We start from the raw sequence: 25015 nt of genomic DNA on the forward strand, positions 1-25015 counted from the left end.
ATTATGTGGTCAATTTTAGCCTTGGGTGCTGCCGAAGCCATCGTCAATCGCATCATTGATCTCGATGCGATTACCCGTCTGAAACTCAATGCCTTACAAGGACAATGTTTACGCGTTGTCATTGATGCACCGCGTTTAAGTGTCGATGTCTATTTTGATCAGGACAAACTACGCTTTGAACCTACTGCACTTGGGCAGGCAGAGCAACCCAGCATTTTTGAACAACGTCCATTCGATCCGCAGCAAACTGTGCACGAAGCGACCGCCACGTTACAGGTTAAAAATCTGGTCGAATTATTCAAGCTCCTAAATAGCAAAGATGATGCGCTGGGGAATATCCCCTTACAGGGCGATTATCATCTGCTCTTTGCGCTAAAAGAAATCATGGCACAAGTCGATCCTGATCTGGCTGCACATTTAAGCCCGTGGATCGGCCCAACACTGGCACATGAAATTGGCAAATTTCAATCTCTTCCAAAACATCTGGTGAAAACGGCCAAAAGTGCCGAATTTATGTTTAGCGATAGTTTAAAAGAAGATTCCGGTTTATTTGCCAGCCGCTGGCAAATGACTGATCTGCAACAGCAGACACGGCAGCTCAATCAGCAAATAGACCGTATTGAAGCCAGAATCCAACAGATTTCACAGCAGTTTGATGCATCACACAAAATTTAAATCATTGTTTCAGGATTGAAGTTTATGGTTCCGCACCTTTCCAGACTTTTGCAATTATGGCGTATCGCAGCACATTATCGTTTGGACATATTAGTCCCTGCCAACGAATTGCCAAATAAAGCAAGGCCAATCCTAAAACTCATTCGTGCCCATCCTGCCGCCTGGTCTTCCAAAGAAAAAAGAAATCCGCTTAAGCTCAAAGAAGCCCTAGAAGATATGGGGCCGTTAGCAATTAAACTGGGGCAATTGCTGTCAACCCGCCGGGATTTAATTCCACCTGAAATTTTAAGCCAATTGACGCTATTACAGGATCGGGTCAAACCATTTGATGTCGATGTGGCAAAAACTCGGATTAGTGAAGCATTAAAAGCCGATATTGATACTTTATTTGCCCGCTTTGACGATAAACCACTGGCAGCCGCCTCCATTGCACAGGTGCATACCGCAGCATTACATGATGGTCGGGAAGTGGTGGTAAAAGTCACCCGGCCACATATTCGTGAACAGATTATTCAGGATTTTGAAATTCTGGCATGGCTGGGTCAATCACTGGAACAACGTCTTGAAGCCGCACGGGCCTTGCATTTATCAGAAATTATTCAGGATTATCGCAGTATCATTCTAAATGAGCTGGATTTGACCATTGAGGCCGATAATACCCGACGTATGCGGCATTATTTTACCGGCTCTAGCATGATGTATGTGCCAGAAGTGTATATGGACAGCAAAGATGTGATGGTTGCAGAGCGCATCACCGGTGTACCGATTTCGGATACTGAAACCTTTGATCGTCTGGGTATGGATCGTGCCGATCTGGCTGAAAAAGGCTTGATTATTTTCTTTACGCAGGTATTTCGCGATAATTTCTTTCATGCCGATATGCACCCGGGCAATGTCTTTGTCGAAACCATTAATCCGCAGAGCCCACGTTATATTGCACTGGACTGCGCCATTATGGGAGAACTGTCCAAGCAGGATCAGATGACAGTGGCGCGAATGTTACTGGCGGTGATGAACAGCGACTTTATGCAGTTAATTCAGATCGTGCATCAGGCAGGCTGGATTCCACCCGATACCGACAAAGATGCACTGGCCCGTGAAATGCGCCGTACCGTAGGTCCAATGGTATCAAAGCCAATGGATCAACTGGATTTTGCTGGGATTCTACTGCAAATTATGGACATTGCCCGTCGTTTCCGACTGGAAATTCCACCACAATTGATGCTCTTACTCAAAACACTAGTGCATGTTGAAGGACTAGGTACCGATCTTTATCCGCAATTAGATATCTGGAAACTGGCCAAACCGATTCTCACCGAATGGGTTAAACAACAGATGAATCCTGTCAAAAACGTCAAAGAACTGGGACAACAGATTCCGGATCTATTACTCGGCGCGCAGGATTTACCTAGTATGCTGATTGATAGTCTGAATGGTCTAAAAAATCAGACTACATGGCAAGACCGACAGCTAAGGGAAATACAGAATTTACGTCTGCAAGTTGCGCAGCAACAGCGTCTTAACTGGATTTTTGGCAGTTTCTTGCTGATCCTCCTTAGTATTGCCATCATTAGTCCGTGGTTTGTCTCTATCGTATTGATCATTTTGAGTGTATTGCTAAGTGTTTGGCGCATATCCAAATAGTCTACGGATAGATTTAATCCGTAAGCATGGATGCAAATGAAAGCCTTACGTTTTGCCATTATCGGTGCGGGTACAGCGGGTCTGGCACTGGCCAGAATGCTGGCACAGCAAGATATCGCTGTTACGATTTTTGAAAAAGCCAAAACGCTAGATCCTGTAGGTGCCGGACTATTACTGCAACCTTCAGGTTTGGCAGTATTTGAACATTTGGGTGTTCTGGATCAGGCAATCAAATTCGGGGCCAAAGTCACAGGGCTGGAAGGACAATTGCCATCAGGACAGTTGATTGTTGATAGCCACTATACACAGGCCAATGCCAAATACTTCGGCATTGGTATCCATCGTGCAACGCTCTGCCATATTCTGCAAACTACATTGACACCAAGCAATCAGGTGCAATGGTGTATGCAGCATGATGTCATCAATATTCGACACACAGCCAATGAAGTGATCTTGACAGGTAAACATCAACAACTTCCATTTAAAGCAGCATTTGATGCGGTGATTATTGCCAATGGTGCACGCAGTACCCTACGTCCATCACAATGGGTCAAACTAGACCGCCCCTATCCGTGGGGTGCAGCATGGAGTATTGTGCCAGAATGCCCAAGCTTGAAACAGGAAATCCTACATCAGTTTTATGATCGTGCCAATATTATGATGGGCGTTTTGCCTACCGGCAGTATTCCTCAAGCCAATGCACAACGACTGTCCAGTGTGTTCTGGAGTTTGCCAACCACCCAGTTAAACCATTTTCTACACCAACCCAAATCGGTCTGGCTTGCCCAAATCCAGGACCGTTGGCCCATCGTGGCAGAGTGGTTGCAGCAACTATCTGCTGATTCTACCCAACCTATGCAGTGGCTATCGGCACATTATCGTGATGTAGTGATGTCGCAATATGGTGAAGGCAGAATTGGTGTCATTGGTGATGCAGCCCATGCCATGAGTCCACAACTAGGGCAAGGTGCAAATATGGCATTACTTGATGCTTGGGCACTCAGTCAAGCCTTAAAACTGGCGACACATAATCGTCAAATTGAGTGGTCCCTGCTATGGCAACATTACCATCAACTACGCCGCTCTTCCATTTTTATGTATCAATCACTTAGTCGTCTACTCACGCCCCTGTATCAATCAGAATTATGGTGGGCTGGCGGTTTACGCAATATAATGTTTAGCTGGATGTATCGTGTGCCCTATTTACGCAAGGAGATGGCAATCACGATTTCCGGTTTAAAAACCAATCTGTTACAGCAAATAGACTATGCTGAAATTGCTAAAAAATAAGCAAAAGAGTATGCGGATAAGCAATAAGTTATCCACAGCCTTGTATTTAATTTAAGCAGTTTAAGCTTTTATCAAAAGATGACAATAGCGCTTGTTGATTTTGATTCTGCGTCCTAAAATAAAGCATTACAAATTTTGTTTAGTTTATCTCTCCATAAGCAGGTCATTTTTATTTAATTGCATATCCATTATTATTTTTTCCAAAACTTCCATTTATTTGTTTCTTTTGTCTTTATTTCAAATTCGTATGGTGCGCCTGCACCAAACAAGTCATCAGCAAAGTCTGGATATTCTTGCCTAACCCGCTTTAAAATACCTAAAAGAAAATCATCCATGTAGGGTTCTTTCTTGGGATAAAGTTCTCCTAAAGGCGTATTCATTATAATATGATCTAATATTGGGTTTTCTAAACCCTTTTCACTACGTAGTCTTAATACCATGAGCACTTCAACAGGTAAATACTCAAATCCAGGCCAAGAAAAATCATAAAATTTTGTTGCTGTATCTGGTCTACATTGATGAGTATGTCTATCACATAAACATAACAATAAATGTTCAATCAATTTAATATTTGTTGTGTCCCAATATCTTATTATTGCATTGAATAGAGGCTCATCATAAGCACAACTTGGAAAATTTTCATCTGTTTTACTAATATAAGAATTGAATAATCTTAAAATAAAATACTGAGTCCTACGATTATATATATTTTTTGAATCATAGAATATTGGTATCGGGTTTTCAATAAGTTCCAAACTTTGATAGCTAAAATACTCTTCAATCAATTTTTTTGCCTTTTCAATTAGCCCCTCTTTAATAAAAATTCCTAAATATGATATCTCAACTGCCATTGATAAAAATAAAAGTAACTGCTCTCTTTGTCCCGAATTAAACTCACCAAGTATTTTATCACAAAATTTCCTATTTATACGCTCAAACCAATATCTATAATAAACAGCTTTCCTATATCCCTCTTGCCAGTTTGAATTATTTTTTAGAGCATTAACTAAATATTCATTTTCAAAGTGGCCACATAAATAATTTAGATCTGATTTCGCATTGGCTATGGAATAAGTATATTTACCTACATATTCTTCTTCTATTTCAAAAAATTCTCCTTTACTATATCGTTTTAATGAATTGAGCTCACAAATGACATTTTTGCTATCTAAAGAATTTATATATTTTTCTAGATTAGGGAATTTTGTATAAACGCCAAGTCTTCCGATATTCATGGCTTCTATAATACTCATTTTAATAACTCCGTTGGTTTTACACCATTTTTCCAATCAAACAGTTTTACAATCGAATTACCAGATTCACCAAGCTTTGGTAAGGATACCTGCATTACTTTATTATCGATTTTATATCCATGATTCTCAATTATTTATCAAACACCTTAAAATTCCATCATTTCAACCTGAATTACTTCACGATTAATGATGATATCAGTATCCGTGTTATAGTTCACACTTTGGCGGTATTATTACCAATCCCATATGCGGATAAGCAATAAGTTATCCACAGATTTGTATTTAATTTAAGCAGCTTAAGCTTTTATTAAAAGATGACAATAGCGCTTGTCGATTTTGATTCTGCGTCCTAAAATGAGACTTTACAAATTTTGTTTAGTTTATCTCCCCATGAGCTATATTCTCCATAAAAAACCTGCCGCCTTAACGATTCGTGCAGGACATCTGGCCCAACAATTAATCCGACAAGAAGGTTTACAAGCACAACAGGTTGATATTATTCCTGGTGCAGCAGGCGGACCCAAAGGTATTGGCTTGCAAGGTCTGGATCATGCTATTTTTGGAGAATTTTTACCGCAAGCACCACGCCGACGTGCAGTAATCGGTTCATCTATTGGGAGCTGGCGTTTTTCCAGTATTCTGGCATGGGGTGTCAAGGAAGGAACACGACGTCTTGCCGATTTATATACCCATTTAGAGTTCTATAAAGGCATGAAATATCCTGAGGTCAGTCAGGTCTGTGAAGATATGCTCTCACAACTGATTGGTGGCAAAGAACAAGAGATTGTTCAGCATCCGGATTATCATCTGACCGTACTGGCTGTTAAATCACAGCATATTTTAAATAGTGACAAACCTCTCCCCCTGATTGCTTCGGCAGTGGGAATTATTGCCACCAATATCATTGCACGTCGTTATAGCGGCCTGTTTATGCAGCGTGTAGTAGCACAGCCCAAAGATGATTTACATCTTGTCCTCAATGGCGAAAAAGATTTTAAAACCATTTATCAGGATCTAACCCCCCATAATCTACGTGGCTGGCTGATTGCTTCGGGATCTATTCCGGGGGTGATGGCAGGTGTACGTCATATTCCCGATGCACCTGAGGGTTGCTACCGCGATGGCGGTTTAATTGATTACCATCTGGACTTACCTTATCCAAGCAAAGGGATTGTGTTATATCCACATTTTTGTGACAGCATTACCCCAAGTTGGTTTGATAAAGGCTTATTCTGGCGCAAAGCCAATCCACACTATCAAGCACGAACTTTGTTGATTTCTCCGTCCCGAGCATATCTGGATGCATTACCATTAAAGCGTTTGCCGGATCGTAAAGATTTTGTCGAGTTAATGAATGATCCGCAAAAACGCATCAAAATCTGGAATCAATGTGTGGCAGAAAGCCAGCGATTGGGTGATGAATTTTTGGAAAGACTAGAAAAACAGGATTTCGAGCAGTATTTACAGCCGCTTAAATAATCGTATCTCACAATAATCACTGAAATACAGGATTTAAGCTATACGATTTAAATCGAATTGAGCTTTAATCCTGTATCAGATCATGACTCAGGCATAACGTTGGATCGCTAGACCTTCGGTACTAATATCAGGTTTCAGTCCAAGTACGATATCACTGATCAGTTTTCCAGAACCGCATGCCATAGTCCAGCCCAAGGTGCCATGTCCGGTATTTAAGAACAGATTTTTATAGCGAGTTTCACCAATAATCGGGGTACTATCCGGCGTCATCGGACGTAAACCCGTCCAGAACAATGCCTGTTTTAAATCTCCACCCGGAAATAAATCTTGTGTCACCATTTCCAGCGTAGCGCGACGTTGTGGATCCAGTGCCAGATTATAACCACTGAGTTCTGCCATACCACCAACACGGATACGTTGATCAAAACGGGTAATGGCAATTTTATAGCTTTCATCCAGTACGGTCGATTGTGGCGCAAAATTCGGATCAATAATCGGAATAGTCAGTGAATAGCCTTTGACCGGATACACGGGTAAATTCAGGTTCAATGGTTTTAAGAAATCACGTGAATAACTACCAAATGCCAAGACATAACAGTCTGCTGTCAATACTTCACCATTGACCAACACGCCTTTGATTTCATTGCCTTCTACCAGCAATCTTTCCACATTTTGATTAAATTTAAAGGTTACGCCTTTGTCCTCGGCAATTTTGGCCAGCGCATTACTAAATAAAAAACAATCGCCAGTTTCATCATTCGGCAGATGTAGACCACCCACCAATTTTTCTGTGGCAGCCAATGCCGGTTCAACTTTGGCAAGATCAGGTTTGTGCAGTAATTCATACTCCACGCCACATTCTTTTAAGACTTCAATATCTTTTTGCACAGCTTCAAGTTGTGCCTCTTTACGGAAGACTTGCAAAGTCCCTTTGGAACGATGTTCATATTGAATATTGGTGCGTTTACGCAATTCCCGCAAACAATCCCGACTATATTCGGCGACACGGGTCATACGTTCCTTATTCACAGCATAACTATGTACATTACAGTTCTTAAGCATTTGCGCCATAAACTGCAATTGCCACAGACTACCATCGAGTTTAATCGCCAATGGGGCATGTTGCTGAAACATCCATTTGATGGCTTTAAAAGGAATACCCGGCGCAGCCCAAGGCGTTGAATAGCCCGGTGAGATTTGTCCTGCATTGGCAAAACTAGTTTCCTGTGCAGGATTGGCTTCACGATCCAGTACAGTGACCGTCGCACCCTGATCTGCCAAATAGTAGGCACTTGTGACACCAATTACACCGCTACCCAAAACAATCACCCGCATCGCCATACCCCTACATCAAGCCTTCATTATTTTGCTAGTATATTTACTCTTTGGCAGTTTATTTTGCTATTTTCATCGCTATAATTCAGGTAAATCTAGTTTTTTATCTGGTAAAAAATCAAAAAGGAAAAAATTATGCGCGCACTGGATCGAACTGATCGAATGATTCTGGATATCTTGCAACAAGAAGGACGGATTGCCATCAGCGAACTGGCTGCCCGCGTGAATCTGTCTACCACCCCCTGTTCGGAACGGGTCAAACGGCTGGAACGAGAAGGTATTATCATGGGGTATTATGCCCGCCTTAATCCCAACCATGTCAATCGTAATTTATTAGTGTTTATGGAAATTAAATTATCGGCAAAATCCGGTGATGTATTTGATCAAGTCGCGCAGGATTTAAGCCAGATTCCCGAAGTATTGGAATGCCATCTGATTTCCGGTGAATTTGATTATCTGGTCAAAGCCCGCCTAAAAGAAATGAGTGCTTATCGGCGACTATTGGGAAAAGTGTTAAAAAATCTACCCGCTTCGGCTTCCTCCCGCAGTCATATCGTGATGGAAGAGGTGAAAGAAACCTTATATCTGGATGTTTCAAACTAATATTCAGCGTTTAATAAATAAAGGTTCTATTGCCTTTACTCTCTTATATAAACTTGCGCTTCATCCATGGATAACTATTTACCATAAAAATACCTATTAAAATTAAGCAAGAACCGATGATAAAACTTAATTCAAGTTTCTCTCCAAGCATGATGACGCCCGCCAATACACCAAAAATTGGGGTGAGAAATGAAAGTGTACCCAATTGCGAAGCAAAATACTTTTTAAGCAATTTAAACCATGTTAAATAACTTAAAAAAGCCACAACTAGAATTTGAAACAGCATACTCAAACTACTGCTCTTGGTGAGATGAACATGATATTGCTGGGAAAAACAGGCATACAATAATAACAAGCCGCCCGCACAGGCTAACTGATAAAATAATGTATGCGTTGCCGGTAAACTGCTCAAAGCAGTACTGCGGACCACCACTGTAGTGCATCCCCATGCAAGCCCTGCCAGTAATCCGAAAAAATCACCCAGAATAATATGATTTAAATTGCTTGTATCCAGATTCTGGCCAAATAAAAATGCAATCGCAACACCGGAAAATGCAATCATAATCCCACCCCATTGCAGTAGTGCCAGCTTTTCTTCCGGAAGGAAAAGCTGCAAACCAATCGCAGCAAAAATCGGGGCAGCATATAGAAAAACAGCCATATGTGATGCCGAGGTATAACGCAAGCCTTCCGCAATGAAAAAGAACTCCAAAGCGCATAATATCCCGACTACAAGTCCAGATTTATAGTAAACCAGCGAAGTTGTAAAATACTCTTTTTTATAAATCATCAGGATCCAAAGCAATATTGCTGCGATAATAGAACGTATGGCAATTTGTAAAGCTGGAGATATTTCTGTGGCAATTCCCTTAATTGCAACCTGCTGAATGCCCCAAATTGCACATAACATCATCATAAACATGGTGGCATATGTATCTATCGATTTTCTCTGATCCATTTTTAGGTCAATACATTCCATTAAAAGTAGGGCGATAATTAATGAGAACGATGACAATCTATTTTTATGAAGCCAACTAAATGTAAATTAAGAAAAAAATCATAAAAAATACTATTTGAGCTTTTTCTAGTAGACGTAATAGTGAAAACAGCAGCTAATTTAGCCAAGATACAACCTCATTCAGCAATATTGTTCTACAAAAAATCTGTCAAATCATTCTGTATGATCTTGACCAAGATGCCATAAAAATTTTTCAAGGTCAGATTGAAGTTGAGCAGCGTTATGTTGCTGACGTGAGTAATGGCAAACGAGGAAGAAGTGGAAAAGTATCTGTCAAGACCATCTCAACCTTTAAGACAAATACCTTAATGCCGATAATAAACACAAAATTGCGCCTATTCATATGGACAAATATTTAACCATATCGACTATACGACAGCCCCAAATAAATACGCCATCCAAGAAAATATCTAAACCGACTGATAGTGCAATCAAGATAATTTTTAATCATTCTAATTGGTCAGACCAATAATGTATTTTTATTGCACACATCTTATTTAATATTTATTATCTCAACCCTAAATTGGCTTTTTTAAAATAAATTGGTCTGACCAATTAACCCAAATAGTAAATTTTGCTTACTTCATTGATAAGCATATCAAGCATTTCAAGGAGATGAAAATGCTTCAACAATGGCAACAGGTTTATGATCCTGCTGGAAATATCTGGTTTTCAAGTTTAATCGCACTTATCCCCATTATTTTCTTTTTCTTTGCATTGGCAGTTTTTCGCCTTAAAGGAAGTGTGGCAGGAACAATTACCGTGATTCTGGCTTTGCTGGTTTCATTATTTGCATATCAAATGCCAACCACTATGGCCTTTGCATCGGTAATTTATGGTTTCTTTTACGGGCTTTGGCCAATTTCCTGGATTATCATTGGTGCAGTATTTCTGTATAAAATTTCCGTCAAAACCGGGCAATTTGACATCATTCGCTCGTCTATTTTATCCATCACCGAAGACCAGCGTTTACAAATGCTACTGGTGGGTTTTGCATTTGGTACGTTTCTGGAAGGTGCAGCAGGTTTCGGTGCGCCGGTGGCCATTACCGCTGCATTATTGGTCGGATTAGGCTTTAAACCCTTATATGCTGCTGGTTTGTGTTTGATTGTCAATACTGCACCGGTTGCCTTTGGTGCCATGGGAATTCCAATCATCGTCGCAGGTCAGGTTTCCAGTGTAGACACCATGGAAATCAGTCAAATGGTGGGACGTCAATTACCCTTTATGGTACCGATTGTTCTGATCTGGATTATGGCGATTATGGATGGCTGGCGTGGGGTAAAAGAAACCTGGCCTGCAATTTTGGTCGGTGGTGGTTCTTTTGCAATTGCCCAATATTTGACCTCAAACTTTGTCGGACCAGAATTGCCGGATATTACCGCTGCAATTGCGTCGTTAGTCAGCTTAACTGTCTTGATGAAATTTTGGCAGCCTAAACATATTTTCCGTTTTGAAACTGAAAATAGTGTAGATGCTCAAATTGCTGCGCAAATGCAAACCAAATATAGCGTAGGGCAAATCATCAAAGCATGGTCGCCATTTGCGATTTTAACGGCCATGGTGACTTTATGGAGTATTGCCCCATTTAAAAAACTATTTGCCAAAGATGGTGCTTTAAGCGACTGGGTCATTTCAATCAAGGTGCCCTATTTACATCAATTGATTGAAAAAATGCCGCCTGTTGTGGCAGAAGCAACCGATTACGATGCGATTTATAAATTTGACTGGTTTTCGGCAACCGGTACGGCAATTATGATTGCGGCGATTATTTCGATTATTTTTCTGAAAATGCGCCCCAAAGATGCTGTTGCAACCTTTGGTGAAACAGTCAATGAACTAAAAACGCCTATTTATTCCATTGGCATGGTACTCGCCTTTGCATTTATTGCCAATTATTCCGGTATGTCGGCAACGCTGGCTTTAGCACTGGCGCATACCGGACAAGCATTTACATTTTTCTCGCCATTCCTTGGCTGGCTAGGTGTGTTCCTTACCGGTTCAGATACGTCTGCAAATGCCTTGTTCAGTGCATTACAGGCGACTACAGCACAGCAAATTGGCGTGCCGGAAGTATTACTGGTGGCAGCAAATACCTCAGGTGGCGTCACTGGTAAAATGATTTCCCCACAATCCATTGCGATTGCCTGTGCTGCCGTCGGACTGGTGGGCAAGGAATCAGATCTGTTCCGATTTACGGTGAAACACAGCATCATATTCACCGTATTTATCGGGATTATAATTACCTTGCAAGCCTACGTATTCCCATGGATGATTCCATAAATCATCGAAGAAAAGGAATGAGGGCATAATGAAAGTTGCAGATCAGGTGGTTAAAAAGCTTAAAGCACTGATTGAACAGCTGAATTTACAGGTTGGAGATCGACTGCCTTCTGAGCGGCAATTGTGCCAGCAGCTTGGTGTTTCCCGTGCATCATTACGGGAAGCACTGCAAAAAATGAATAGTATGGGACTGCTTGCAAGCCGGATCGGAGATGGCACCTATATTCAAAAATTACCTGAAAACTGGTCGGATCAATTAATTGTACGTCCTTTGAGCCACCTCATCAACGAAGATCCGCTCTATCGTTTTGATGTGCAGGAAGCACGTCTGGTGCTTGAAGGGGGCACGGCATGGTATGCAGCCCAACGGTCAACCGCAGAGGATCGACAACGCATTCATTATTATTATGACCAAATTGCACATTATCAGCAGATTGGTGATGCAGATCAGGCCGCACATGCCGATGCAAACTTCCATCTGGCGATTGCCGAAGCCTCGCATAATGTGGTGCTGATTCAGATTATGCATGGTCTGTTTGATCTGCTGCAATACAACGTGGTTTTGGGCCGTAAGAAGGTTTATAGCGAAGACTATGGTTTTGAAAAGCTTCATTTACAACATTTTGAAGTGATGGATGCCATTGATCACAAAGATGCAGAACGTGCGCAACAGGCCGTATGTGGCCATATCAAATTTGTGGTGCAACAGGTGCGAAGCATAGACGAGGCAGAAGCCCGTTTAAAACGTGCCTCTCGATTTAAAAAAGGTTAATACACTATGATTATTTCTTCTTCTAATGACTATCGTGAGGCAGCCAGACGCCGTCTGCCACCATTTTTATTCCACTATATTGATGGTGGCGCATATGCAGAATATACCCTAAAGCGCAATGTCGAAGATTTATCAAAAATTGCTTTACGGCAACGTGTACTTAATGACATGTCCGAATTAAGTCTGGACACAGAAATTTTTAATGAAAAGTTGTCCATGCCGGTTGCCCTGTCCCCTGTGGGTTTAACTGGTATGTATGCACGTCGTGGTGAAGTTCAAGCCGCTGTCGCAGCGGATAGAAAAGGCATTCCCTTTACGCTGTCAACGGTATCGGTCTGTCCAATTGAAGAAGTCACCCCTGCTATTCAGCGTCCGATGTGGTTCCAGTTGTATGTTTTACGTGACCGCGGCTTTATGAAAAATGCACTGGAACGCGCCAAGGCAGCCGGTTGTACAACGCTGGTATTTACCGTAGATATGCCGGTACCTGGTGCGCGTTATCGTGATGCTCATTCCGGCATGAGTGGCCCCAATGCAGCAATGCGACGCTATCTACAATCTTTTACCCATCCACACTGGGCATGGAACGTTGGTCTATTAGGTCGTCCACATGATTTGGGCAATATCTCAAAATATCTGGGTAAACCAACAGGTTTGGAAGATTATATCGGCTGGTTGGGTAGTAACTTTGATCCCTCAATTTCATGGAAAGATCTGGAATGGATTCGTGAATTTTGGGATGGTCCAATGGTCATTAAAGGGATTCTTGATCCAGAAGATGCCAAAGATGCAGTACGCTTTGGCGCAGATGGTATTGTGGTGTCCAATCATGGTGGTCGTCAGCTCGATGGTGTGCTGTCGACCACGCGTGCCCTGCCCGCGATTGCCGATGCAGTCAAAGGTGACATTAAAATTCTGGCAGATTCCGGTATTCGTAATGGTCTGGATATTGTGCGTATGATTGCGCTAGGTGCCGACTTATGTATGCTCGGACGTGCTTTTGTCTATGCTTTGGGTGCAGCAGGCGGACAAGGGGTCTCTCATCTATTGGATTTAATTGATAAGGAAATGCGTGTCGCCATGACCTTAACCGGTGCCAAAACCATTCAGGATATTAAACCGGAATGTCTAGTCAGTCTTGATAAACGCATTGAAATATAAAAGGAAGATTCACCATGCAGCAAAAACTTTCTACCAGCGAACTGTTGCACCAGTTAAAAAATACCATTGGTGAAGCACATGTTTTAACAGATGATGTCGATACCCGTCTATATCGGCAAGGTCGACGCTTTGGTGAAGGTAAAGTTTTTGCTGTCGTAGCACCCGGAAATTTACTGGAACAATGGCAAGTCTTACAACTTGCAGTTTGTGCCGATTGCATCGTGATTATGCAGGCTGCCAATACTGGATTAACCGGTGGTTCTACACCATATGGCGAAGATTACGATCGCCCTGTAATCATCATCAGTACCCGTCGTCTGGCTGGTGTACAAGTGATTAATGACGGTAAACAAGTGATTTGTCTACCTGGTGCAACACTCGATACACTGGAACGGGAACTACTCCAGTATGATAGAGAACCGCATTCGGTGATTGGTTCTTCCTGTATTGGCGCTTCGGTTCTCGGTGGGGTATGTAATAATTCCGGTGGTGCATTGGTTCGTCGTGGTCCGGCCTATACCGAACTGGCCTTGTATGCACAAGTCAATGCACAAGGTGAATTGAAATTAATCAATCATCTTGGTGTAGATCTGGGATCAACACCGGAAGAAATCCTTAAAAATTTACAACAACAAAATTATCAAAGCCAAGATATCCACGATGATCAGACCCGACATGCTTCCGATCATCGCTATGCACATGATGTGTGTCAGGTAGATGAGGCTACACCAGCACGTTTTAATGCCGACCCAAGCCGACTATTTGAGGCTTCCGGTTCTGCCGGAAAGGTTTGTGTATTTGCTGTACGTTTGGATACCTTTGAAAAAATCAAAAGTCAGGTTTTTTATATTGGTTCGAATAGTATCGATGATTTAACCGAAATTCGCCGTTACCTACTGACAGATTTAGCCCGACTCCCCATTGCCGGGGAATATATCCATCGGGTTGCCTATGACATCGGGGCAAAATATGGCAAAGATACCTTTTTGTTTATCGAAAAATTTGGCACAGCCAGAGTCCCCAAAGCCTTTGCATTAAAGGATAAGGTCGATGGTTATTTAGAAAGATTTGGTATCCGCCATTTAAGCGATAAAGTCCTACAAATGGTCACGGCAGTATTACCGAATCATTTGCCAGAGCGCATGAATCAATTCCGTGATTTATATGAGCATCATCTGATTTTACGAATCGAAGATCAGGATGTCGCGCAGGTTAAAGACTTTTTATCAGAATATTTCGCTCAGCATCCTCAAGGTAGTTTTTTCCTTTGTAATGCGGATGAAGGTCGCAAGGCTTTTTTACACCGTTTTGCAGTTGCAGGCGCTGCAATTCGTTATCGAGATACGCATAGAGATGAAGTCGAAGATATCGTGGCACTGGATATTGCCTTACGCCGCAATGACCGAGAATGGCTGGAAACTTTACCGCAAGAGATGGATCAACAAATTCTCCATAAACTCTATTATGGTCATTTCCTCTGCCATGTATTCCATCAGGATTATATTGTGAAAAAAGGTGTCGATCCTTTAAAGATGGAACATCAGATGTGGGCATTGCTGGACCAGCGTGGTGCAGAATATCCGGCAGAACATAACGTCGGCCATTTATACGTTGCCAAGCCTGCCTTAAAACAACATTATCAGTATCTTGATCCCACCAATCGCTTTAATGTCGGCATTGGTCATACTTCCAAATTAAAATACTGGAAATAACCGAGACAATATGTGGGATTACGTTACCAACGTATCAGTAATCCCTTTACGCCAAATGTTTAAGTGCAAACACATCATCACCATGGGTTGTTTATCAGGTTTTTACAAGCAAAGACAAAGCAATGCCCCACATCACCAGTCCAATCAGTAGATCCAGTATTTGCCATGCGCGTGGTTGCCGAAATAAAGGCAACAACAGTCTTGCACCAAAGCCCAGACTAAAAAAGAAAATCCACGAGGCCATCATCGCCCCTAATGCGAATAAATAGCTGTCATCCTGATATTGGACCGATACAGCACCAATTAAAAATAAGGTATCTAAATAAACATGAGGATTTAGCCAAGTGAATGCCAAACTCATCGCAATCATCTGATAAATATTATGATGTTCGGTTGCACTGGGTTGCAGGCTATCATTATGTTGAATGGCAGAATAAAAATGTTTGCCGCCATACGCAAATAAAAAAACTGCACCCAGATACTTGGCAATAACCACAATGATCGGATAATGCTGAATAATCTTGGCAAAACCAGTAACACCCAAAAAAATCAGGATAGAATCCGATAATGCACAAATCAAACAAATGATAAAAACATATTGTTTTTTTAACCCCTGTTTTAGGACAAAAGCATTTTGTGCCCCAATGGCCAGAATCAAAGAAAATCCAATACTCAACCCAGCAACAAAATTTGTCATCACTATCTTAATCTTATCAATTTTAATTGATCGTTATTGTCTTGGTACTTGCAACAACAAGCAGTAAACTTAAAAATATTTATGGGATACTAAATTTTTTTTAGGACAATATGTTTGATAAAAAGCAGTGTGATGCCTTTCTAGCGGTGATTAAAACAGGCAGTTTTGAAAGTGCGGCCAAGGAATTATTTTTAACAGCTGCTGCGATTTCATTGCGGGTACAGGCATTCGAACAGGCTTTAGGGACATTATTAATTAATCGTACACGTCCCTGTACTCCCACACAGGCAGGCATCGAGGTTGTGCAATATTTACAACATGCGAAATTAAGAGAACAAAAGCTGTTACATGATTTAAAAACAAAAACGGATAACAATTTTTTTAAAGTTCGGATTGGCTCAAATGCAGATTCCCTCGCAACATGGTTATTACCTGCCATCAACCAAACGCTTATTCAGCATCAGTTAGTTGCAGACATTCATGTTGATGATCAATCCCGAACCTATGCACTATTAGAAACAGGTTTAGTACATGGCTGTATCTCAACCAAAGTAAGCCCCATGCATGGTTGTGAAGCTATTTTTCTGGGCAATATGCGTTACAAAATGGTAGCCACACCCAATTTTGTGCAAAAATGGTTTGCCCACGGCATCACGCGTGAAGCTTTGCGTATCGCCCCTGCAGTGGTTTTTAATGATAAAGATCATCTGCATTTTGAAGTGATGCAAAATCGATTTGGTTTAACACAAAATAGTTATCCCTGCTCAACGGTTCCGGCTTCGATAAGTTTTGTTCAGGCAATACGCTTAGGTCTGGGCTATGGGATGGTACCAGAATTACAATTAAACGAATTAGCATCGCAATCCTTGATTGAGCTTTATCCGCATTCAACAGTAGATGTTGCGCTATATTGGCATCACTGGCAGCAGCAATCCTTGCCCTTACAGGAACTAACGCGACAACTGGTGGTAAATGCAAAACATTATCTTGCACATCCCGAACCTCAAGATTAATTGCTAAAGCTAGATAAAAATTCGCCATACACTGATCAAGTTTAAAAAGGGATCAACGCAGTTCATTATTTTATTTTCCCATGTCGATGCAGGAATGCTTATAATAGATCCCCAATGTTCTTTTTCACCTGATGGAAGTCCTACACATGTCAAACTGGTTAGATGAAGTTAAATTCGATGCAAATGGTTTAATTCCGGCAATTGCACAACATCATCAAACTGGTCGTGTACTGATGGTCGCCTGGATGAATCGTGAAGCCTTACAACTGACCGCAGAAAAGAATCAGGCTGTGTATTACTCACGTTCTCGTCAAAAACTCTGGCATAAAGGTGAAGAGTCCGGACATTTCCAGACCGTACATGAAATTCGTCTGGATTGTGATGGCGATGTGATTATTCTACAAGTTGAACAACATGGTGGGATTGCCTGCCATACTGGACGCGAATCCTGTTTCTATCGCAAACTGACCCCACATGGCTGGGAAATTGTGGATGCACAATTAAAAGATCCCGATGCGATTTATGGTGAAAAAGCACACACTGAACATCGCCATACTGCATTAATGAATGCCTCCACCGCAAAATCAGAACAGGTTGATGTGCTGACCCATCTGGGGCAATTGATGCAACAACGTAAAGCTGCCGATGCCGATCACTCCTATGTCGCCAGCTTATATAAAAAAGGCATCAATAAAATTCTGGAAAAAATTGGCGAAGAAAGCACCGAAACCATTCTTGCCGCCAAGGATTATGCAACGCTTGCCAGCGAAGAAAATAAAAATGATGTGATTTATGAAACAGCTGATATCTGGTTTCATAGCATTGTCATGCTGGGCTATTTCGATCTTGATCCGCAACTGGTACTGGATGAATTGGCACGTCGTCAGGGTTTATCCGGTTTACAAGAAAAAGCGAGCCGGACATGATTGTTTGCGTACAACCTGGCATTTTTTTACCCTACCCGCATGAAGGTATGTGTTAATGCATGCAACCAAAGAACAAGCCATAGCGATTGATACTGCCCGCTTAGGTCATTCTTTTAAAATTGTTGCATATGCAGGTACAGGTAAAACCACCACCTTACAAATGATCAGTCAGGCGATGCCACAGCGGCGTGGTCTGTATCTGGCATTTAACAAAGCCATTGCTAACCATGCACAGCAACGCTTTAATCAGGGTGTTGACTGCCGTACCTTCCATTCACTGGCATATCGTAGTGTGCCACGCAATATTACCGACAAATTGCGTTTACCACGATTAAGCCCTAGCTATCTTGCCAACGAATATCAGCTACAACCGATCACGCTACGCCGTATGATGGGCAGCCGCTACGAAAAATATCTGCTGATGCCCAACCGTCTGGCGAGTCTGGTGTCCAATGGCGTGAGTCAGTTTTGCGCGACCAATGCACAATACCCTGCACCACGCCATATTCCAGTACCGGACTGGTTACATCCCGATGATGCCGACGAATTACAAAAAGCCCTTTATCCTTCACTGGAACGCCGCTGGCTGGATTCTATCAACCCCAACCATCAGGCAGGGATTGGGCATGATATTTATTTAAAACTCTGGGCATTGTCCGAACCGAATATCCCAAGCGATTATATTTTGTTTGATGAAGCACAGGATGCCGACCCGTTGATGCTGGGAATATTACTCAAACAACGCAATGCACAAGTGATCTATGTCGGTGATGCGCATCAGCAAATCTATGCCTGGCGCGGTGCTGTCAATGCCATGCAGCAATTACCTTTACCGGAAAGCCGTTTAACCACATCATTTCGTTTTGGTGAAGAGATTGCCGATGTCGCCAATTATCTGTTATATGCCTTGAAAGAAACCGTACCTTTACATGGTTATAGCGAGATTCAATCCAAAGTCGTGAATAAACCGCATACCAAAATGCGTGATGCAATTTTATGCCGCACCAATGCCCGCGCCATGGAATTATTACTCAGTGGTTTATTACAGGGCGATAAAGTCAGCCTACAAGCCGATCATCCACGCCTTACCCGCTTTATTGATGCTGCTACAGCGCTGAAACAAGGCAAGCGCGTCACCGATGTGCCTGAACTGGCATGGTTTAACTCATGGCATGATGTGCATGAATACTGTGAAACTAATGATGGCAGTGATATTAAACCGCTAGTCAAACTGGTTGATGATCATGGCACTGCACCATTGAAGCAGGCGCTGGAAAAGATTACTCCGATTGCACAGGCGGATTATGTCATTTCCACAGCACATAAAGCCAAGGGACTGGAATGGAACCGGGTCCATCTTGAAGATGATTACCAATTTAAACTCAATCAATTAGATCACAAAATCAATCCGGAAGAGCTACGATTACTGTATGTTGCCTGTACTCGTGCTAAACTAAGTCTAAATATTCATCATATTTATGATTTAGTGCAGCAACTTAAGCGTAATTATCAACCTAAAAAATCCGCTTAACCGCCCCATTTGATACTGGATAGCATTATGCGACTACAACATATTCAATTTAAAAATATTAATCAATTTAAAAACCTGTCGATTGATTTAAGCAACAGCACATCAGCGATGACCGTGATTTTAGGTGAGCAAGATAGCGGCAAAACCTCGATTCTTAAAAATATTTTCCATACCTTAAGCTGGTTTTCAGCCCGATATAAAGATTTACGCACCGCAGGCATCGTGATTGCTGATAGCGATATGTATGACGATAGCCTCTATGCATCGATTCAAATTGAAGTGAGCTATCCCAAAGAATTAGGCAGCTTACTTGAAGATGCAGGTGCCCAACCCGACGTAGACGGGCTATGTCTATGGCAACTGGTTAAAACCAGAAACTCACCTCTTGGCATTGGCTTAAGTCGTCCGGAAACCACGCAACTAGAAAAATTGGTCACACGCTATCAGAAACAATCAATACAAGACCCTTTATTTTCGATACCCTGTATTGCCTATTATCCGGTTGAACGCTTTGTGCATGAAGCCAATATTCAAAATAAAAATGCCGCCACAAATTTAGGTTCACTGCACCATGCCTATGATCTAACCAGTCTGAGTTTTACCATGTTTAGTAAATTCTTCGACTGGTATCGTGAAGTCTATGATCTGGAAAATGCACAAACCGCACAACTACTCAAACAATATCTCGATCCTGAGCAGCGTTTTCAGGGATATGATCAGATGAATGAACTGTTTTCCGGTCTGGAACAAGCCTATCGTCTGAGTCCGCAGCGCTGCCTGAATAGTTTACGCAGTACACTTCATAGCGTTTTGCCTGAAATGGGCGAGCTATTTATCGAATTTCAACCGCGTTTGCGCTTGATGATCACGTTTAACGGGCAAAAAATTCCTTTTATGCAGCTCTCGCAATCTTATCGGATCTGGGTGGCACTGGTTGGAGATCTAGTGCGTCGTGCCTGTCTACTGAATCCACAAAGTCTTTATCCATGTATGGAAGCCGAAGGGATTGTGATGATTGATGAAGTAGATGCCTTTCTCGATCAAGCTCATCGCCATAACATTCTGACCCGTTTACAACGCGCTTTTCCTAGAATGCAATTTATTGTTTCTGCGCTTAACAGTGACATTGTGGAACAGAACAATGAAGTTGCATGCTATCAACTGCTGGATCAACAACTGTTTAAACTGGACTTTGCCGAACATCAGCAAAAACTTCAGTCCATCTATCAAGGGCTTGAGATTGACACACAAATTGAAAGCCTGCCACAGGAAGCCACACATAGCGAAACCAGCCCTGCGTTATCATCGCTGGAAGATATTATTAGCCTTGCAGAACAACTGAATGAAAATGAACGTGCCCAGCTTTTAGAGCACGTGAAAAAAATAACGCCTTAATCGAACTTATTTTTGTCTGGTCATACTTTGCAGTATATTGTCCTTATCAATCCAGTAATGTTTCAGGGCTGCTGCAATATGACCGACCACCAGCAATCCTGCAAACCAGGATAAATAAATATGTAATGGTTTTACAACGGCCATAATGTCAGGATTTTTATCGATTAACTGGGGAATATTGAACAAATATAATACCGGTGCAGGATGTCCGGCACTCCAGCTATACAGACAACCGGAAATTGGCAATGCAATCAGCATTAAATACAAAAATAAATGGCCAAGATGTGCCAAGCCTTTCATCATTGGTGACATCGTGTCAGGTAATTTAGGTGCAGGATGGGTATAACGCCAAAAAATTCGGATCACCACCAGAAAAATAATTGTTGTGGCAATATTCTTATGTAGGCTAATCACATCCCCTTTAAAGCTACCATCGACATCATAGCTGAGGAAATTACCACTATAAAAACCAATCAACCAAGCTGCAATAAAAATAATTGCCATGATCCAATGGAGTACCTGAGCGGTTCGGGTATAGTATTGTTTAGATGTTGTCGTCATGCGATTCCTTGCTGGTCTAATTCTGGCGAAGATATGCTGTTCATAGTATAAGCATGTTTGATGACAATAATCATCTTATCCATGCAACGCTGTAATGTAAAATCAAAAAAACTTAAATCAATATGTAACTAACATATTATAAAAACGACAATTGAAAGTTTTCCATCTGATCTTCCAGATTAAAAACACCCATGCCTGCCAGTCGAAATTTTAAATCTTTATGCTGCTCAAACTCTTGCAGCAATTGCTTTACCGCATGCAGCAATTGTTCGGCATTTTCAAATGCATGGGAAAAGGTACGACTATGTTGTAGTGTTTTGAAATCAGTGGTTTTTAATTTGACCTGTACCCCACGGGCAATCATTTGCTTTCGTTGTAACTGTTGCCAGACCTTATCAATCAATGGCTGCCAGACATGATCCAGCTCCGTTAAAAAATAATCCTGCTCAAAAGTAATTTCTTTGGAAATCTGCTGTCGCTCGCGTTCGGCCTGTACTGGTCGATCATCAATACCCTGTGCATAAAGATATAAACGACGTCCAAACTTTCCAAAATGATGGACTAGCACCTGCTCTTCAATCGACTGAATATCGCCGATGGTTTGCCAATTGAATGCGATTAATTTTTGTAAAGTGACTTTTCCCACGCCGGGGATTTTTTCCAGTGGCAAGGTTTGAATAAAACCCTGCACCTGTGAGGGCTTGATTACACATAAGCCATCCGGTTTATTCCAATCTGAAGCAATTTTAGCGAGAAACTTATTGGGTGCCACACCCGCCGAAGCTGTTAATCCGGTTTCTTTGACGATATCAGCCCGAATGTGCTGTGCTACCTCGGTAGCAGAAGCCAATCTGGTTAAATTCTCGGTCACATCAAGAAAAGCCTCATCCAAAGAAATCGGCTCGATGAGTGCGGTATAACGCTGAAAAATTTGCTGTAATTGAGCAGAAACCGCCCGATATTTATTAAAATCCGGCGGGATACAAATGACTTGCGGACACAACTGTTTTGCCTTGGCCACCGACATCGCCGAGCGTAAACCAAACTGCCGTGCTTCATATGTTGCTGTGGTGACGACAGAACGAGGCCGGTCACTGGCAACAATCATCGGTAAACCACGCAGTTCCGGACGATCACGCAATTCGACTGAAGCATAGAATGCATCCATATCAATATGAATAATTTTGCGTGGAATCATGATCGGTTTACCAAAGCTCTCATCTGGATTATTGCGCGCTGTTTTTAGATTCAAGCAACAACTTAAAATCAGCTATATTGCCTCGAAAAACATTTAGATCAACATCGGTATTGATGCCGTTAATTTTGCCGGTATGCGAATATTGCCAAAACATCCAAGGCCGTTGATCAATACGGGGCGGTACATTTTTAAGGTCTTGTAACCATAATGTATAGCCTTCAAACTGACCTTCAATATAGGTTTTATAATAATTCGGTGTGGTATAGAAAATCGGTTTTTTACCATAATGCTGTTCAAGTTTTTCAGCCATGCTACGAATACGCTGCTGTAATTGTTCTGCATTGACTTCAGGACAGGTCCACTGAAACTCCAGATCCATCACAGGCGGTAAGCTATCGGATTTTTTCGGCACAGCCTGAATATAATTTTTCGCCTGCTCTTCACCCGTTTTACAATTTCTAAAAAAATGATAAGCCCCCACAGCCAAACCCTGCTGTCTGGCATTTAACCAGTTCTCCTGAAACTTGGGATCCTGATAGTCCCCACCTTCTGTCGCCTTGATAAAGACAAACTGATATTTTTTCGGATCAATTTTTTGCCATTGAATCTCGCCCTGATGGCGCGAAACATCAAATCCCTGTACGGCATAGTCGTTAAAATTTTGTGGATTGAGATAATTTTGTGAAAAAAACAATGCTCCCCCCAGACCTAGACTCAACAAAGCTACTGCCATGACACTTACCACAACTTTTTGCGAAATTCTTCTGTTTATTCTACGCTTGGTGGCTTTGCTTTTCATGAACTAAACCGTTAATTTACTAAAGATCATTGTGGTGCAGATTTTTGTGGTAACTGAACCTTTTTAAGCTGACGAAACACCAGACTTGCCAATACCGTAATTGCACCCAACACAATATAAGTATGCTGGAAAGACCAAAGCAGCGGGAGATGTGCACCAATTTTTTCAAAATAATGTAATAGCACACCCACCAAAGCGACCCCCATACTCATACACATATTGATCACCATAGAAAGCAAACTATTGCCATTGGCCGATTGCTCTTGACTTAAGTCCTTAAGTGTTAAGGTATTCATGGCGGTAAACTGCATGGAATTGACACAGCCAAACAGGAAAAAATGTATCGCCTGCGTATAGATATTGGGATGCAAATCAAGGGCGGCAAAGCTCATAATACCAAAGCCCACCAGCAAAGTATTCACCATCAATACCCGATAATAACCATATTTCTGAATGGTGAGCGTGGTAAAGCGTTTAATGACAATTGAGCCAAACACCAGCGGCATCATCATCAAACCTGCCTGAAACGGACTAAAATCCAGTGCCAGTTGCAAACTTAAAGGCAAAATAAATGGAATGCTGGCACTCCCCAAACGGGTAAAAATATTCCCTAAAATTCCAATCTTAAAACGAATATCCTGAAATAAACTGGCACGAAAAATCGCACGTGTATCCCGTTTGGCATGCCTCATATACAACAAGCCAGCAAAAATACCCAGTACCAACACAGAAAAAACCTGTATCAGACTCCACGTTCCCTGAGAAAATCCCTCAAGCCCCATGGTTAAAGCAACCATCATCGTGACCAATAGAACAAAACCGGCATAATCAAATCTGGGTAAATTTTCCAGCTTTACATTTGGCATATGAGTACAGGTAAAAATCATACCCAAAAGGCCAATGGGCAGATTAATCAGAAAAATCCAGTGCCAAGTCGCATACTCCACCATGAAACCGCCCAGCATGGGGCCTAACATCGGTCCGATCAGCCCAGGAATTGAAATAAATGCCATGGCAGCCAGAAATTGGGTACGTGGTAAAATCCTTAATAATGCCAAACGACCAACTGGCAACAAAAAGGCACCGCCTATCCCCTGAAAAATTCGTGCAATAATCAGCTGCTGATAATTCTGTGACAAGGCACAGGCCAATGATGCCAAGGTAAACATGGCTATCGCACATAAATACACATTGCGGATACCAAAACGATCTGCCAGCCAGCCACTGACCGGAATTAGCGCAGCAACAGTGAGTACATAGGCAATCACCACATTATGCATTTGTAGCGGATCAACATTCAGACTTAGGGCAATCCGTGGCAATGCAGTATTGACGATTGTGGCATCAAGTGCCTGCATAAAGAATCCCAGTGCAGCGAGCCAAAGCACGATACGAAATTCTGGGGCAACTTTTGCTTCATATACGCTCGGTCTTGGTTTCGGTTTCATTTTTCTCTAAATTAGCTGGAGTTTGTTGACATTCAGACGGTGAATCGGACAGCTTGAACATGACAGAATATTTACAGTGCAGACGTGTATTCAACCCAATCTAGTCTAACCCGACTCATACACTTGATCTATGATTATGTTGTCATGTTTTTGACATCAAACTGACATGCCATTGAAATCATGAAAACTTAAATCTAAGCTATGGGTCAGCAATAAAATCAT

At 41.9% G+C, this 25015-nt stretch carries 21 protein-coding genes; 13 read left to right on the forward strand and 8 right to left on the reverse strand.

All coding sequences use genetic code 11. The features are described from left to right. Positions 1-3 precede the first annotated feature (3 nt). From CAP51_RS04560 to CAP51_RS04570, 3 genes are read left to right on the forward strand one after another with little or no spacing between them, the layout of a single operon-like run. Positions 4-675, forward strand: a complete 672-nt coding sequence (locus CAP51_RS04560; protein WP_087619545.1) for a ubiquinone biosynthesis accessory factor UbiJ — start codon at positions 4-6, stop codon at positions 673-675. Positions 676-699: 24 nt separating this feature from the next. Beyond that, positions 700-2319 (forward strand): ABC1 kinase family protein, encoded by a 1620-nt coding sequence (locus tag CAP51_RS04565; protein WP_087619546.1) that lies wholly within the window; start codon positions 700-702, stop codon positions 2317-2319. 36 nt (positions 2320-2355) lie between these two features. Next, a complete protein-coding gene (locus tag CAP51_RS04570; protein ID WP_087619547.1) occupies positions 2356-3609 on the forward strand; it encodes an FAD-dependent oxidoreductase in 1254 nt (417 codons plus the stop codon). A gap of 191 nt (positions 3610-3800) precedes the next feature. Here CAP51_RS04570 and CAP51_RS04575 read toward each other — a convergent pair whose 3' ends face one another. Next, positions 3801-4862: a hypothetical protein gene (locus CAP51_RS04575; protein WP_087619548.1), complete on the reverse strand. Its 1062-nt coding sequence runs from the start codon at positions 4860-4862 to the stop codon at positions 3801-3803. A gap of 390 nt (positions 4863-5252) precedes the next feature. Between CAP51_RS04575 and CAP51_RS04580 the strand changes: the two genes are divergently transcribed. After that, complete coding sequence (locus tag CAP51_RS04580) at positions 5253-6341, forward strand: hypothetical protein (RefSeq protein WP_087619549.1); 1089 nt, start codon at positions 5253-5255, stop codon at positions 6339-6341. An 87-nt stretch (positions 6342-6428) separates the two neighbouring features. Here CAP51_RS04580 and CAP51_RS04585 read toward each other — a convergent pair whose 3' ends face one another. Continuing rightward, on the reverse strand, positions 6429-7676 hold the full coding sequence (locus CAP51_RS04585; RefSeq protein WP_087619550.1) for a D-amino acid dehydrogenase: 1248 nt from the start codon (positions 7674-7676) through the stop codon (positions 6429-6431). Positions 7677-7811: 135 nt separating this feature from the next. Between CAP51_RS04585 and CAP51_RS04590 the strand changes: the two genes are divergently transcribed. Beyond that, positions 7812-8279: an Lrp/AsnC ligand binding domain-containing protein gene (locus CAP51_RS04590; protein ID WP_087619551.1), complete on the forward strand. Its 468-nt coding sequence runs from the start codon at positions 7812-7814 to the stop codon at positions 8277-8279. A gap of 43 nt (positions 8280-8322) precedes the next feature. Here CAP51_RS04590 and CAP51_RS04595 read toward each other — a convergent pair whose 3' ends face one another. Continuing rightward, entirely contained in the window at positions 8323-9237 is a 915-nt protein-coding gene (locus CAP51_RS04595; protein WP_087619552.1) for a DMT family transporter, read from the reverse strand. A 675-nt stretch (positions 9238-9912) separates the two neighbouring features. Here CAP51_RS04595 and lldP point away from each other — a divergent pair. Genes lldP through dld form a run of 4 tightly spaced genes read left to right on the forward strand, consistent with a single transcriptional unit; the run spans position 9913 to position 15225 of the window. Beyond that, positions 9913-11580, forward strand: a complete 1668-nt coding sequence (gene lldP / locus CAP51_RS04600) for an L-lactate permease (protein ID WP_171294724.1) — start codon at positions 9913-9915, stop codon at positions 11578-11580. A gap of 28 nt (positions 11581-11608) precedes the next feature. Next, on the forward strand, positions 11609-12352 hold the full coding sequence (gene lldR / locus CAP51_RS04605; RefSeq protein WP_087619554.1) for a transcriptional regulator LldR: 744 nt from the start codon (positions 11609-11611) through the stop codon (positions 12350-12352). Between the two features lie 6 nt (positions 12353-12358). Further along, complete coding sequence (lldD, locus tag CAP51_RS04610; protein WP_087619555.1) at positions 12359-13513, forward strand: FMN-dependent L-lactate dehydrogenase LldD; 1155 nt, start codon at positions 12359-12361, stop codon at positions 13511-13513. A 14-nt stretch (positions 13514-13527) separates the two neighbouring features. Continuing rightward, positions 13528-15225 (forward strand): D-lactate dehydrogenase, encoded by a 1698-nt coding sequence (gene dld, locus CAP51_RS04615; protein WP_087619556.1) that lies wholly within the window; start codon positions 13528-13530, stop codon positions 15223-15225. Between the two features lie 94 nt (positions 15226-15319). Here dld and CAP51_RS04620 read toward each other — a convergent pair whose 3' ends face one another. Then, entirely contained in the window at positions 15320-15922 is a 603-nt protein-coding gene (locus CAP51_RS04620; protein ID WP_087619557.1) for a LysE/ArgO family amino acid transporter, read from the reverse strand. 110 nt (positions 15923-16032) lie between these two features. Here CAP51_RS04620 and CAP51_RS04625 point away from each other — a divergent pair, with 110 nt between their 5' ends. From CAP51_RS04625 to CAP51_RS04640, 4 genes are all read left to right on the forward strand, one after another. Continuing rightward, the gene (locus tag CAP51_RS04625) at positions 16033-16935 is read left to right on the forward strand and encodes a LysR family transcriptional regulator ArgP (RefSeq protein WP_087619558.1); all 903 of its coding nucleotides are present in this window, start codon (positions 16033-16035) and stop codon (positions 16933-16935) included. A 146-nt stretch (positions 16936-17081) separates the two neighbouring features. Continuing rightward, positions 17082-17861, forward strand: a complete 780-nt coding sequence (hisIE, locus tag CAP51_RS04630) for a bifunctional phosphoribosyl-AMP cyclohydrolase/phosphoribosyl-ATP diphosphatase HisIE (protein WP_087619559.1) — start codon at positions 17082-17084, stop codon at positions 17859-17861. Positions 17862-17916: 55 nt separating this feature from the next. After that, the gene (locus CAP51_RS04635; RefSeq protein ID WP_087619560.1) at positions 17917-19392 is read left to right on the forward strand and encodes a UvrD-helicase domain-containing protein; all 1476 of its coding nucleotides are present in this window, start codon (positions 17917-17919) and stop codon (positions 19390-19392) included. 27 nt (positions 19393-19419) lie between these two features. Beyond that, the gene (locus tag CAP51_RS04640) at positions 19420-20787 is read left to right on the forward strand and encodes an AAA family ATPase (protein WP_087619561.1); all 1368 of its coding nucleotides are present in this window, start codon (positions 19420-19422) and stop codon (positions 20785-20787) included. A gap of 6 nt (positions 20788-20793) precedes the next feature. Here the strand turns inward: CAP51_RS04640 and CAP51_RS04645 are convergent, their stop codons facing one another. The 4 genes from CAP51_RS04645 to mdtD form a co-directional block, all read right to left on the reverse strand. Continuing rightward, positions 20794-21348, reverse strand: a complete 555-nt coding sequence (locus tag CAP51_RS04645; protein WP_087619562.1) for a cytochrome b — start codon at positions 21346-21348, stop codon at positions 20794-20796. Between the two features lie 136 nt (positions 21349-21484). Beyond that, positions 21485-22546 carry a DNA polymerase IV gene (gene dinB / locus CAP51_RS04650; protein WP_087619888.1) on the reverse strand — a complete coding sequence of 354 codons (1062 nt, stop codon included), beginning with the start codon at positions 22544-22546 and terminating at the stop codon, positions 21485-21487. 28 nt (positions 22547-22574) lie between these two features. Beyond that, on the reverse strand, positions 22575-23279 hold the full coding sequence (locus CAP51_RS04655; protein WP_245809069.1) for a glycoside hydrolase family 25 protein: 705 nt from the start codon (positions 23277-23279) through the stop codon (positions 22575-22577). 92 nt (positions 23280-23371) lie between these two features. After that, complete coding sequence (gene mdtD, locus CAP51_RS04660; RefSeq protein WP_087619564.1) at positions 23372-24793, reverse strand: multidrug transporter subunit MdtD; 1422 nt, start codon at positions 24791-24793, stop codon at positions 23372-23374. Positions 24794-25015 lie beyond the last annotated feature (222 nt).

This window comes from Acinetobacter populi (assembly GCF_002174125.1).
Lineage (GTDB): Bacteria > Pseudomonadota > Gammaproteobacteria > Pseudomonadales > Moraxellaceae > Acinetobacter > Acinetobacter populi.